Source organism: Actinoplanes sp. DH11 (genome assembly GCF_020873875.1).
In the GTDB taxonomy this organism is placed as follows: domain Bacteria; phylum Actinomycetota; class Actinomycetes; order Mycobacteriales; family Micromonosporaceae; genus Actinoplanes.
Window position 1 is genome coordinate 76,941 of sequence record NZ_JAHWGU010000028.1, and the last position, 11,833, is coordinate 88,773.

Consider the following 11,833-nt stretch of genomic DNA (forward strand, 5'->3'; position numbering starts at 1 on the left):
TACGAAAACGCGGTGATCATGGGGTTGAAACCGCGATTTCGCATCGCTGGCAGATCAACACCGCTGCCCGGACGCGGCTACTCCGGTACCGGCCGCAACGGGACCGAAGACGCGCCCTTCAGTTCTCGAGCAGGTAGCGCAGCATCCGCTGCGGGTCGGCCAGGAACGTGCGCGTCAGCGCCACTGCCTCGGCCTGGTCGTAGGTGACCTCGCCCAGGCCGCCGCCCGGACCGATCTCGACGATCGTGGCGTCCGGGCAGGCCAGCAGGATCGGCGAGTGCGTGGCGATGACGAACTGGCTGCCGGCGTCGACCAGTTCGGCGATGCGCGCGATCAACGCCAGGCAGCCGTTCACCGACAGTGCCGCCTCGGGCTCGTCGAGCAGGTAGAGCCCGTGCGCGCCGAACCGGTGCGTGGCCAGATCGAGGAACGATTCGCCGTGGGACCGTTCGTGCAGTGACGTCCCGCCGTAGGACCGGGACACACCCAGCTGATCGATCTCGGTCGCCACGTTGTAGAACGATTCGGCGCGCAGGAAGAACCCGGTGCGCGGTTTGCGTCCCGGGGCGCGGGACAAGGTGAGGTGCTCACCGAGCGGCGACTCGGTGGCGCGGGTGGCGAAGTTGAACGCGGTCGTGCCGCCCTCGGCGTTGAAGCCGGCCGCGACCGCGATCGCCTCGATCAGCGTGGACTTGCCGGAGCCGTTGTCCCCGGCGAGCAGCGTCACCGGCCGGGTCAGCCGCAGGCCGCCGCCGGCGTGCAGGGACCGGACCACCGGCAGGTCGAAGGGATACCCACCGGCCGGCACGGTGTCGAGCCGCACCCCTTTGATGAACACGCCCGTATTAGATCGTGCCCGCCGGCCGCCGCCCGCACGGCACCGTGTCGAACGGGTGCCGTGCCCGGCGCAGTCGTTCCTCGCCAGGCCCCGAGAAGGCCTGCGCGATCAGTTCGGCGTCGCTGTGTGTCGTCATATCGCGTGTCGTCATACCGCCGAGGATGACCCCGGTCGACCGCAGACAGCGAATTACTTTGCCAGAACGGCAAAGAGCTGACCCTCAGACGCCACCGGGGTACGGGCTCGCCGCCCGCGCCGCCCGCAACGCCTGCGACCACCAGCTCAGCTGCTCCAGCATCGTCTTCGCATACCCCGCCGCCGCGTCGTCGCCCGGCGCGCCGTCGCGCCAGCTGGTGAAGTAGTCCGGGAAGGCCAGCCCGTCCCGGATCGTCACCGCGTGCAGTTCGGTGAGCACGTTCTCCAGGTGCAGCACCGCGTGCCGGCCACCCGCCGCGCCGCCGTAACTGACGAACGCCACCGGTTTGGCCGTCCACTGGGTGAAGTGCCAGTCGATGAGCGCCTTGAGGCTCGCCGGGTAGCTGTGGTTGTACTCCGGCGTCACGATCAGGAACGCGTCGGCCTGCTCCAGGTCGGCGGTCAGGTCCCGCATGCCGGCGGGGCGCGGGTAGTCGTCGCCGGCGAACTTCGGTGGTGCGGCCGGCAACGCCAGCGGGATGTCGGCCGCGGCCAGGTCGGCGATTGTCACCTCGAAACCGCCGTGCGTCCGTGCCTGCGCCGCCACCCAGTCGGCCACGACCGGCCCGAACCGTCTCTCCCGGACACTGCCGATGATCACCACGAGTTTGCTGTGCTGTGTCATGGCGTACACGCTGCGGTGTTCGCCGGGCCGCAGCCAGACCGCCCGCAGGCTGGCCCCCGCAGGGCCACCCTGGATCCGCCGGCGGCCCGTAGGCTCGCCGCATGGGCACGCCGCTGGGCACCTTCATCCGAGCCAAACGGGACAGCATCCGGCCGCAGGACCTGGGGTTCCCGCAGCATCAGCGGCGCCGGGCGCCCGGACTCCGGCGCACCGAACTGGCCGAGCGCGCCGGGGTCAGCGTCGAGTACCTGACCAGGATCGAGCAGGGCCGCGACCGCAACCCGTCGGCCCCGGTTGTCAACGCCCTCGCCGACGCGTTGCGCCTGGACGCCGCCGAACGCAACCACCTCGGCTACCTCGCCAAGATCAGCAGCGGGGTGTGTGCCGGTCGGACCCGGCCGGCGCCGCCCGAACGCACCGTGCGGCCCGCCGTCCGGCGGATCCTGGACCTGGTCGAACCCGGCGTCGCCGTCGTCACCAACCGCATCGGCGACGTGCTCGCCCACACCGAGGCCTTCGCCGCGGTCATGCGGGACACCGGGCTGCTGGACGGCGGGGAGCCCAACCTCACCCGGTACGTCTTCACCCACCCGCAGGCCCGCACCGTCCTGACCGATTGGGATCAGATCGCCGACGAGCAGGTCTTCAACCTGTGGCTGGGCCCGTCCACGGCCACCTTCGAATGGTTCACCGCCGACTTCGCCACCGTCGCCGGCACCGAGTTCACCCGGCGGCTGCACCAGCACATCCCGCCGGCCCGCCGCCCGCTGCGCCTGGCGCACCCGCAGGCCGGCCCGCTGCGCTGGGAGCGGGAAACCCTGGAACTGCCCGGCGACGACGCCCAGCAACTGATCGTCCTGCTCCCCGCCGACGACACCACCGCGGCCGCGGTGACCGGCCTGGCCCACCGCCCGCCGTTGCGCGCGGTCCGCTCGGCCTGACCGGTGCGCCCAGCCCGACCGGTGCGCCCAGCCCGACCGGTGCGCGCGGTCGGCTGGACCCGGTTGGCCCGACCCGGTTGGCTCGGCCGCGCGCCCGCTTCGGATCAGTCTTCCGTCACCGCCGGGCGCTCGAAGTGCTGGACCAGGTCGGGGAATTCGTGCGGCCGCGACAGCACCAGCACCCGGAACGCCGGCTGCTTGGTCATCTCCACGGCCACACCCGTCCAGTCCGACCCGACGTCCGGGAACCGGCTGCCCACCCGCAGCGCGTAATCCACCGCCCCCGCCATCAGGTCCGCGACCGTCAGCAGCCGCGCCAGCTCGTCACCGTCAAGGTCGAGGGGCTTGCCGTCGAAGATGTAGGGCCGCAGGTCCGGCCTCTGGAAGATCAGGGCCAGGCCGGCGTCGTACCGTTCGCTGGCGTGGTTGAGGGCCTCGTACCGGCTGAACAGGTTCGAAATGGTGATCTGCTTGCGCAGTCGCTGCGCCTGCATCCCCGCGAAGTACGTGGTGACGGCGACCGCGACCAGACTGACGACCTGAACCACCTCGCCGACCAAGCCGCACCTCCCCCGCGCAGACATCGCTGACCACCGATGTTAGGAGCCGTGTTCAACCACGCCCGGGCCCGCGTGGTGCCGGGCCCATAGGGTGGGCGGCATGCCGCTGCGACTGGTCCAGGTGAACCTGAAGGCTCGCGACGATGCGGCGCTGGGCCGATTCTGGGCGGACGCGCTCGGCTGGATCACTTCCGGTCAGGGCGGCGGCGCCAGCTGCGTCGCACCAGCGGGCTTCGTGTGGACGGCCCCCGACGCTCCCGTCTGCCTCGACGTCATCGCCGTCCCCGACCCGGCGACCGTGCGGTGCCGCGTCCATCTCGAACTCGCCACCACCTCGGCGGCTCATCGCACGGCGCTGGTGGCGCGCCTGACGGCGCTGGGTGCGAGGCAGGTCAACAGCGACAGCCAGCGTACGGTCCTCGCGGACCCGGAAGGCAACCAGTTCTGCGTGCCGGCGCCCCGGGACCGCCACCGCGACACCGGTCCGATCGCCGCGGTGGTCGTCGACTGCGCGGATCCGCGGGCGATGGCCCGGTTCTGGGGTACGGCGACGAACGGGACTGTGCACGAGGTCAGCGGCGAGCGTGCCCTGCTGAGGCCGGCCGGCGGTCCCGGCCCTGACATCGAGTTCCAGGCCACGCCGCATCTGGGCGACGCCCACCATCGCGCACACCTGGACGTGGTGCCTGTCGCAGGCACCGGCCAGGCCGCCGAGGTGACCCGGCTGCTCGATCTCGGCGCGACGCCCGCCGACATCGGCCAGGGCGAGGTGTCATGGGTGGTGCTGACCGACCCGGAGGGCAACCAGTTCTGCGTGCTCGCCCCGCCCTGAACAACCCCGCTGCGTTCACCGTCCAGGGTTTTCAGCATCGGCTGTCACGACGGTCGGGGTCGGTGAGGTGGCGCGGGCCAGGATCCCGGCGGCGGCGATCAGGGCGGACATGGCGATCAGGACGAGTACGAGGGTGTAGTCCCCGCCGCTGCCGGTGAGCAGCGCGGCGGCGGCCAGCGGCGCACCGGCCTTGGCCAGGGTGACCGGGGTGCCCAGGACCCCGGCGATCCCGGCGTAGGCGCCGGCTCCGTAGCGGTCGGCGAGCAGTTGCGGACCGGCCAGGCTGGACAGGCCGAAGCCGAGCCCGAACGCGGTGACGGCCACGACCGCTCCGGCACGGCTGCCGGCCGTCAGGGGCAGAGCCAGCGCGGCCGCCGCTTGCAGGGCGAACACGGCGGCCACGACGCGGTACGGGCGCAGCCGGCGTCCGGTGGCGGTGAGCAGGAGCCGGCCGGTGACGGACAGGACGCCGAGCAGCCCGGCCACGGTCGCGGCGAAGGCGGCCGGTGGGCGGCGCACGACGAGCAGGTGAAGCGGGACGGCGACGCCCGCGTACAGCGCGGCCAGCAGCATCAGGGTGGTGCGCCAGCCGTACCGGTCGGCGAGCCCGGCGGTCAGCGGCATGAAGATGGTGCTGGCGAACCCGGCCACGACGATCATGCCGAGGATCGCTTTCGGTCGCCGGTCGGCGTCGAACCAGGACACCAGGACCGGGGTGGCCGCCTCGTAGAGGGCCATCGCCTTCGCCACGCCGAGCCCGGCGAAGATCAAATACAGCTGCCACACCGTGCGGGCCTGGGACCAGGCGACCAGCATCCCGGCGCCGAGGACGGTCCCGGTGGTCATCAGGGCGCGGCCACCGTGCCGGTCGAGCCGTCTGCCGACGGGTACGGCGGCCGCGGCCTGCGCGAGGATCGCCGTGGTGAACGCGCCGGTCACCACGGCCGCCGACGTGTGCAGGCCGGCGGCGACCGGGTGGAGCAGCACGGCGAAGGCGTAGTAGAGGGTGCCGTACCCGATGGTCTGGGTGATCGCGAACGCGGCGACGATCCACCAGCCGCGCCCGGCCGCCGCCGCGTTCACGCGGGTCAGCAGCAGGAGCCGGCCCGGCCCTCGCTGGGCTTGTCGCCCAGGGTGATCAGATTCAGCGGGGCGGTGAGCAGCCCACCGGCGATCCCGGTGGCCAGCCCCCGTCCGGCCGGCTCCGCAGCGTCGACCGAGGGGGCGTCGGCCGAGGCGGGCGCGCCGCAGCAGCCATCGCCGGCGGCGATGGTGTCGTCGCCCTCGACCGGGTTGCTGTTGCAGACCCCGGTCTCCGGCAGGTCCAGCCGCACGTCGCGGGCCGCCTCCCAGTCCCCGGCCAGTGCCGCCACCACGGAGCGGGCCTGCTCGTACCCGGTGGCGAGCAGGAACGTCGGCGCCCGCCCGTAGCTCTTGACCCCGATCGCGTAGTAGCCGGGCTCGGGGTGGGTGAGTTCGTCGATGCCGTGCGGCGGCACGGTGCCGCAGGAGTGCTCGTTCGGGTCGATCAGCGGGGCCAGCGCCCGGGTGGAGCCGAGGATCGGGTCCAGGTCGAGGCGCAGCTCGCCGGTGATCGTGTGGTCGGGCCGGAACCCGGTCGCGGCCACGATCCGGTCCGCGGTGACCGTGCGTTCGCCGTCGGACACCGTGACCGTGTCGCCGTCGGCGGTGACACGGTCCACGGAGAAGCCGGTGAGCAGGGTGATGGTGCCGTTCTCGACGTGTTCGCGCAGCCGGGAGCCGAGCGCGCCGCGGGCCGGCAGCGCGTCAGCGGCCTCCCCGCCGTAGGTGCGCGCCGGATTCGTCGCGCGGATCGCCCAGCTCACCGTGGTGCCCGGCGCCTGCCCGGCCAGTTCGGCCAGGGCCAGCAGCGTGTTCGCGGCGGAGTGCCCGGCACCGACGACCAGGGTGTGCGAGCCGGCGAACCGGTCCCGGTCACGGCCGAGGACGTCCGGCAGCGCCGGCTCGACGAACGCGGCCGCGGCGGTCTCGCCGTGGGCGGGGATCCCGGAGGCGCCGAGCCAGTTCGGCATCCCCCACGTGCCGGAGGCGTCCACGACGGCCCGGGCGAGGATGTCGGTGCCGTCGGCCAGGCGCACCAGGTACGGGGTCTGCTCGCGGCCGAGGCTGCGGACCCGGTCCAGGCCGAGCCGGGTGACCGCTGTGACGCGGGCCCCGTACCGCAGGCTGTTCTTGATCGCGGGCAGGTCGGCCAGGGGCTGCAGGTAGTCGGCGGCGAGCTGGGCGCCGGTGGGCAGCTTGTCGTCGTCGGGCCGCACCCAGCCGGCGTCGGACAGCAGCCGGGCGGCGGCCGGGTCGATGTCGAAGCGCCACGGGGAGAACAGCCGGACGTGCCCCCACTGGCGTACCGCGGCGGCGGCGCTGTCGCCGGCTTCGAGGAGGAGGAACGGCAGGCCGCGTTCGGTGAGGTGCGCGGCGGCGGCGAGGCCGACCGGTCCGGCGCCGATGACGACGACGGGCAGGTCGGGCACGGTGCTGGTCATGGGAGGAGCTCCTGTCTGGTTCGGATCACCTGACGTACGGGCTGCGGCGCTCGATCAGGACGATGTCGCGCCACCGGTTGCCCCGGGCGGCGTGGCGGCCGATGCGTTCCCGGGTGCCGACGACGCGGAAGCCGTGCCGGGCGTGCAGGGCGAGGCTGGCGGTGTTCTCCGGGAACACCCCGGACTGGATCGTCCAGATCCCGGCCGCCTCGGTGGAGCTGATCAGGGCGTCGAGCAGGAGGCCGCCGATGCCGCGCCCGTGCGCGCCGTCGTCGACGTAGACGGAGTGCTCGACGACGCCGGCGTAGACGGGGCGGGCCGAGACCGGGGACACGGCGACCCAGCCGAGCACGGTGCCGGTGTCGTCGACGGCGACCAGGCGGTGCTCGGGCAGTTTCGCCGCGTCGAATTCCGGCCACGACGGCGCCGCCGGTTCGAAGCTGGCGTTGCCGCCGTCGATGCCGGCCTGGAAGATCGCCAGGACGGCCTTGGCGTCGCCGGCCGTCATCGGGCGGACGGTCACGGTGCCGGACACGGCACCTCCTTCGATCGTGAATCGGCGTCACGTTGATTAGACGTACGCTGAAGTAGACGTTTCTCGAAACAGAGAGTTGCACGTTGTTTTGATAGATGTCAACCTAGACACATGCCGAAATCAGCCGGGTCGCCTGCCCTCCTCGACCTCGACGCGGCGACGCCGTGCTGCCCGCCCCTGGCGCGGCAGCGCGTCCCCGCGGAGGCGGCCGCGGTGCTGGCGCCGGCGTTCAAGGCCCTCGGCGACCCCGTCCGGCTGCAGCTGATGTCGATGATCGCGTCCGCCCCGGACGGCGAGATCTGCGTGTGCGACCTGACGCCGGCGTTCGAGCTGTCCGGGCCGACCATCTCGCACCACCTGAAGACGCTGCGCGAGGCCGGCCTGGTCAACGCGGAACGGCGCGGCACGTGGGTGTACTACCGGGCCCGGCCCGGCATCATGCGGCAACTCGCCGGCCTGCTCGCCACCTGAGGGCACGCTCGTTTGCCACGACGGCATTGCCTCAACGATGATTGAGTCAATGAATGCTGAACCTTCGTCGCTGACCGCGCGGGCGCGGATCCACGCCGCCCTCGGCGACCCCGCCCGCCTCGCCGTCGTGGACGCGCTCGTCCTCGGCGACGCCTCCCCCGGCGAGATCGCCGCCGACCTGGACATGCCGACCAACCTCGTCGCCCACCACGTGAAGGTGCTGCAGGACGCGGGCCTGGTGATGCGCATCCGCTCCGAGGGCGACCGCCGCCGCACCTATCTGCGGCTCGTCCCCGGCGTGCTGTCCGCGCTTACCGCACCACGGCTCGGCGCTGCGGACCGGGTCGTGTTCGTCTGCACCCACAACTCCGCGCGCTCGCAGCTCGCCGCCGCCCTGTGGCGCGACCGGGTCGGCGGCCACGTCGCCTCCGCGGGCATCGCACCCGCCCCGCGGGTCCACCCCCGCGCGGTCCGCGTCGCCCACGAGCACGGCCTCGCCCTCGACCCGACCGGCACCCACCACGTCGACGACGTCGTCCACGACGGCGATCTCGTCATCGCGGTCTGCGACAACGCCCACGAAGACCTCACCGGCCCGCACCGGCCACGACTGCACTGGTCGGTGCCGGACCCCGCGCGCATCGACACCGACGAGGCGTTCGAGGCCGCGTACACCGATCTCGCCGACCGCATCGACCGCCTCGCCCCCGCGCTCACCACCGGGGCCGACCATGGCTGACCTGGCCCGCCCCGGGACGCGCGACAGCGCGCCGGACACCGCGGTCGTGGCCCGCCTGTCGCGCCTCGACCAGTTCCTGCCCGTCTGGATCGGCCTCGCCATGATCGCCGGGCTGCTGCTCGGCCGGCTCGTGCCCGGCCTCGACGACGCCCTGAACGCCGTCCAGGTCGGCGGGATCTCCCTGCCGATCGCGATCGGCCTGCTGATCATGATGTATCCGGTGCTCGCCAAGGTCCGCTACGACCGGCTCGACACCGTCACCGGCGACCGGCGCCTGCTGCTGTCGTCGCTGGTGCTGAACTGGGTGCTCGGCCCGGCCCTGATGTTCGCCCTGGCGTGGCTGTTCCTGCCGGACCACCCGGAGTACCGCACCGGCCTGATCATTGTCGGCCTGGCCCGTTGCATCGCCATGGTCATCATCTGGAACGACCTGGCCTGCGGCGACCGCGAGGCCGCTGCCGTGCTGGTCGCCCTCAACTCCGTCTTCCAGGTCGTCGCGTTCGGTGTGCTCGGCTGGTTCTACCTGTCCGTGCTGCCCGGCTGGCTCGGCCTCGACGGCGCCCGGCTCGACGTCTCCGGCTGGGAGATCGCCGGCAACGTGCTGGTCTTCCTGGGCATCCCGCTGCTGGCCGGCTACCTCACCCGCCACTTCGGGGAGAAGATCAAGGGCCGCGACTGGTACGAGAACCGGTTGCTGCCGACGATCGGACCCGCGGCGCTGTACGGGCTGCTGTTCACCATCGTCATCCTGTTCGCCCTGCAGGGTGACGCCATCACGAGCCGACCCTGGGACGTCGCCCTGATCGCGGTGCCCCTGCTCGCCTACTTCGCGATCATGTGGGGTGGCTCGTACGCGCTCGGCAAGGCCATCGGCCTGACCTACGAACGCACCACCACCCTGGCGTTCACCGCCGCCGGCAACAACTTCGAACTCGCCATCGCCGTGGCCATCGGCACCTTCGGCGTCACCAGCGGCCAGGCCCTCGCCGGGGTCGTCGGCCCACTGATCGAGGTGCCCGTCCTGGTCGGCCTCGTCTACGTGTCCCTGTGGGCGCGCCGGCGTTTCTTCTGACTTGGCGACCCGTCACCCGTACGCCCTCTCGTTGTTCGCCCTTCCCACAGGAGGCCCCACCATGAGCAAGCCCAGCGTCCTGTTCGTCTGCGTCCACAACGCCGGCCGCTCGCAGATGGCCGCCGGCTGGCTGCGCCACCTCGCCGGTGACAAGGTCGAGGTCCGCTCCGCCGGATCCGCGCCCGGCGACAGCCTCAATCCCGCCGCGGTGGCGGCGATGCGCGAGGTCGGCATCGACATCACCGATCAGACCCCGACGAAGCTGGCATGGGAGACCGCGCAGTCCTCCGACGTCATCATCACCATGGGGTGCGGTGACGCCTGCCCCGTCTTCCCGGGCAAGCGCTACGAGGACTGGAAGCTGGCGGACCCGGCCGGCAAGGGCGTCGACGCCGTCCGCCCCATCCGCGACGAGATCAGGACCCGCATCGACGCGCTGCTCGCCGACCTGGTTCCGGCACGCCCATAGCGTTCATCCTTCATCCAATGCAACGCTGACGTGCTGTCGTTGCGTTGAATTCAGCCTCATTGCAATGAAAACGTCGTATCCACCTGCGTAAACGGCGACCTATAGCAATAGTCGTGTTGCTCCATCATGGAATGCAACGTAGCGTTTCGCATATCGGAAAGGTCATCGGTCGCCGTACGAGCAAGGTGGAGAACATGATGAAGAACAGCAAATCCCCGGCCGGCTCGCCGTGGACCGGCATGGTGCCGGTGGACGACACCGCGCTGGCCGTCACCGACACCGGCGGTCCCGGCGTCCCGGTCGTCTACCTCAACGGCCAGTTCGCCACGCAGGGCTACTGGCGGCGGGTCATCGCCGGCCTGGGCCCCGCATGGCGCCACATCACGTACGACGAGCGGGCCCGCGGCCGCACGTCGCAGCGGTCGGCGGACTACACCTTCGAGGCTGCGGTCCGGGACGTCGACGCCGTACTCGCGGCCCGCGCCGTGGACCGGCCGGCCCTGCTGGTGGGCTGGTCCTACGGCGCGGTCGTCGGGGCGCACTGGGCCGCCCGTAACCCGGAGCGCACCCTGGGCGCGGTGCTGGTCGACGGCGCGTTCCCGCACGACTGGCTCGACGAGGCCATGGAGCAGCGGATCCGCACGCTGTTCCGGCGGATGGGCTGGTTCACCCCGCTGCTGCGCCCCACCGGCCTGACCCCGAGGATGACCGCCGCACAACAGGCGGACAGCAACATCGAACTCGGCAGGCTCAGCCGCGAACGGGAACTGGGCCCCGTGCTGGACAGCATCACCGTCCCGGTGCGCTATGTGGTGGCCTCCGGGACGTCTCTCGGCAGCCGCGGCGACGAGCAGGAACAGATCCGCGCCGGCCTGGACGCGGCGACCACCCGCAACCCGAACATCCGCATCAGCGCCAAGGTCACCAGCAACCACGGCGCCATCCTGAAGAAGGACTACCCGGCTGTCGTCGCGGCCGTCCGCGAGGTCGCCGCCCTCGGCCGGGTTCCTGGCTGAACCCGGCTCAGGACGTCCGTTCCCCGGCCGGGCGGGTCAGGCAGAACTCGTTGCCGGCCGGCGTGCGGTGGTCGCTGCGCAGTCTCCCGAGGACCGTTGCCGCGCCGCGGTGAAGATCTCACAAATACTCCCCAGTGGGGTCGAAGGCCGTCACTACGTCAGGGCCTCGGCGCAGACTCGACAGGTGAAGCGGGACAGGGGCCCAGACGTGGGCCACGCCCTGCTCATCGGCATGGTCGCCGGAGCGGCGGCCACCATGCTGTGGGGCCGCCCCCGCCACGCCGGCACACCGCTCGCCGGCGGTCCGGCACCAACCGGCGCCACCGAACCGGCGCCATCCGGCGCCACGGCGGGCCCGGCCACCGCGCCGGCCGCGGCCGGCAACGGTGCGGTGGAAGAGCTGCGGGCGTCGAAATCGCAGGCGAGAGGGACCTGGATCAGTGCCGCCGTCGCCACCGTCGCGCTCCTGGCGTCGCTGTTCACCCTGTCCGGGCAGGTCCGGATCAACGCCCAGCAGATCGACCTCAACACTGAGGCGGACAAACGCGCCGCCCAGGTATACGCGTCCCGGGTCGCGGTCTGGTACACCGACGGCCTCGACGCGACGAGCACCACCCCGGCCGGCCTCGACGTGACCGTGCAGAACATGTCACCCGCAACGATCGACAACGTCCGGATCATCGCGTCCCTGACGACCGCGGCCGGTGCCGGCGCCGGCGACGCCGAGATCGCCATCGGGGCGGTGCGGCCCTGCTCCGCGTCGGCGCTGCGGATCGGGGCGCCGCCCGGCACCCGGTTCCACCGGGACACCGACGCGGTGACACCGCAGGTCCAGCTGAAGCTGGCGTTCACCGAGACGAACCGGGACTGGTACCTCGACGGCGCCAACCTCGTCACCCTCGACGACACCAACAGGCACCTGGTGCCGCCGTACGGTGTCCTGCCGCCGTTCCCGACCGGCCGGAAAGTCACCACGTCGCAGGTCGCCGACTGCGGCGAAGCGTTCTGACCCCCG

The 11,833-nt window shown here is 72.0% G+C and carries 15 protein-coding genes; 8 read left to right on the top strand and 7 right to left on the bottom strand.

Annotated features, from left to right (window positions below):
- Positions 1 to 118: 118 nt before the first annotated feature.
- The 3 genes from LPA41_RS32130 to LPA41_RS32140 form a co-directional block, all read right to left on the bottom strand.
- Positions 119 to 838 carry an AAA family ATPase gene (locus LPA41_RS32130; protein WP_229074868.1) on the bottom strand — a complete coding sequence of 240 codons (720 nt, stop codon included), beginning with the start codon at positions 836 to 838 and terminating at the stop codon, positions 119 to 121.
- A gap of 7 nt (positions 839 to 845) precedes the next feature.
- A complete protein-coding gene (locus tag LPA41_RS32135; RefSeq protein ID WP_229074869.1) occupies positions 846 to 989 on the bottom strand; it encodes a hypothetical protein in 144 nt (47 codons plus the stop codon).
- Positions 990 to 1,058: 69 nt separating this feature from the next.
- Positions 1,059 to 1,658 (bottom strand): NADPH-dependent FMN reductase, encoded by a 600-nt coding sequence (locus LPA41_RS32140; protein ID WP_229074870.1) that lies wholly within the window; start codon positions 1,656 to 1,658, stop codon positions 1,059 to 1,061.
- Between the two features lie 101 nt (positions 1,659 to 1,759).
- On the opposite strand from LPA41_RS32140, the gene LPA41_RS32145 reads away from it, so the two are divergent.
- Positions 1,760 to 2,599 carry a helix-turn-helix domain-containing protein gene (locus LPA41_RS32145; RefSeq protein ID WP_229074871.1) on the top strand — a complete coding sequence of 280 codons (840 nt, stop codon included), beginning with the start codon at positions 1,760 to 1,762 and terminating at the stop codon, positions 2,597 to 2,599.
- Positions 2,600 to 2,703: 104 nt separating this feature from the next.
- On the opposite strand, the gene LPA41_RS32150 is transcribed toward LPA41_RS32145, so the two are convergent.
- Positions 2,704 to 3,159 (bottom strand): hypothetical protein, encoded by a 456-nt coding sequence (locus LPA41_RS32150; protein WP_229074872.1) that lies wholly within the window; start codon positions 3,157 to 3,159, stop codon positions 2,704 to 2,706.
- Positions 3,160 to 3,259: 100 nt separating this feature from the next.
- On the opposite strand from LPA41_RS32150, the gene LPA41_RS32155 reads away from it, so the two are divergent.
- Positions 3,260 to 3,991 carry a VOC family protein gene (locus LPA41_RS32155; RefSeq protein WP_229074873.1) on the top strand — a complete coding sequence of 244 codons (732 nt, stop codon included), beginning with the start codon at positions 3,260 to 3,262 and terminating at the stop codon, positions 3,989 to 3,991.
- 15 nt (positions 3,992 to 4,006) lie between these two features.
- On the opposite strand, the gene LPA41_RS32160 is transcribed toward LPA41_RS32155, so the two are convergent.
- From LPA41_RS32160 to LPA41_RS32170, 3 genes are read right to left on the bottom strand one after another with little or no spacing between them, the layout of a single operon-like run.
- Positions 4,007 to 5,074, bottom strand: coding sequence for an MFS transporter (locus LPA41_RS32160; RefSeq protein WP_229074874.1), 1,068 nt, complete (start codon positions 5,072 to 5,074; stop codon positions 4,007 to 4,009).
- A gap of 5 nt (positions 5,075 to 5,079) precedes the next feature.
- A complete protein-coding gene (locus tag LPA41_RS32165) occupies positions 5,080 to 6,516 on the bottom strand; it encodes an FAD-dependent oxidoreductase (RefSeq protein ID WP_229074875.1) in 1,437 nt (478 codons plus the stop codon).
- A gap of 25 nt (positions 6,517 to 6,541) precedes the next feature.
- Entirely contained in the window at positions 6,542 to 7,024 is a 483-nt protein-coding gene (locus tag LPA41_RS32170; protein WP_229074922.1) for a GNAT family N-acetyltransferase, read from the bottom strand.
- 138 nt (positions 7,025 to 7,162) lie between these two features.
- Here LPA41_RS32170 and LPA41_RS32175 point away from each other — a divergent pair, with 138 nt between their 5' ends.
- The 6 genes from LPA41_RS32175 to LPA41_RS32200 all read left to right on the top strand — a co-directional run bounded on the left by LPA41_RS32175 (position 7,163) and on the right by LPA41_RS32200 (position 11,827).
- Positions 7,163 to 7,522 (top strand): metalloregulator ArsR/SmtB family transcription factor, encoded by a 360-nt coding sequence (locus LPA41_RS32175; RefSeq protein WP_229074876.1) that lies wholly within the window; start codon positions 7,163 to 7,165, stop codon positions 7,520 to 7,522.
- A 49-nt stretch (positions 7,523 to 7,571) separates the two neighbouring features.
- Complete coding sequence (locus LPA41_RS32180) at positions 7,572 to 8,261, top strand: helix-turn-helix domain-containing protein (protein ID WP_229074877.1); 690 nt, start codon at positions 7,572 to 7,574, stop codon at positions 8,259 to 8,261.
- Positions 8,254 to 9,333: an ACR3 family arsenite efflux transporter gene (gene arsB / locus LPA41_RS32185; protein WP_229074878.1), complete on the top strand. Its 1,080-nt coding sequence runs from the start codon at positions 8,254 to 8,256 to the stop codon at positions 9,331 to 9,333. The genes LPA41_RS32180 and arsB overlap by 8 nt, the downstream gene beginning before the upstream one ends.
- Before the next feature lie 61 nt (positions 9,334 to 9,394).
- A complete protein-coding gene (locus LPA41_RS32190; protein WP_229074879.1) occupies positions 9,395 to 9,802 on the top strand; it encodes an arsenate reductase ArsC in 408 nt (135 codons plus the stop codon).
- 194 nt (positions 9,803 to 9,996) lie between these two features.
- Positions 9,997 to 10,818, top strand: a complete 822-nt coding sequence (locus tag LPA41_RS32195) for an alpha/beta fold hydrolase (RefSeq protein ID WP_229074880.1) — start codon at positions 9,997 to 9,999, stop codon at positions 10,816 to 10,818.
- 184 nt (positions 10,819 to 11,002) lie between these two features.
- The gene (locus LPA41_RS32200; RefSeq protein WP_229074881.1) at positions 11,003 to 11,827 is read left to right on the top strand and encodes a hypothetical protein; all 825 of its coding nucleotides are present in this window, start codon (positions 11,003 to 11,005) and stop codon (positions 11,825 to 11,827) included.
- The last annotated feature ends 6 nt before the right edge of the window (positions 11,828 to 11,833 follow it).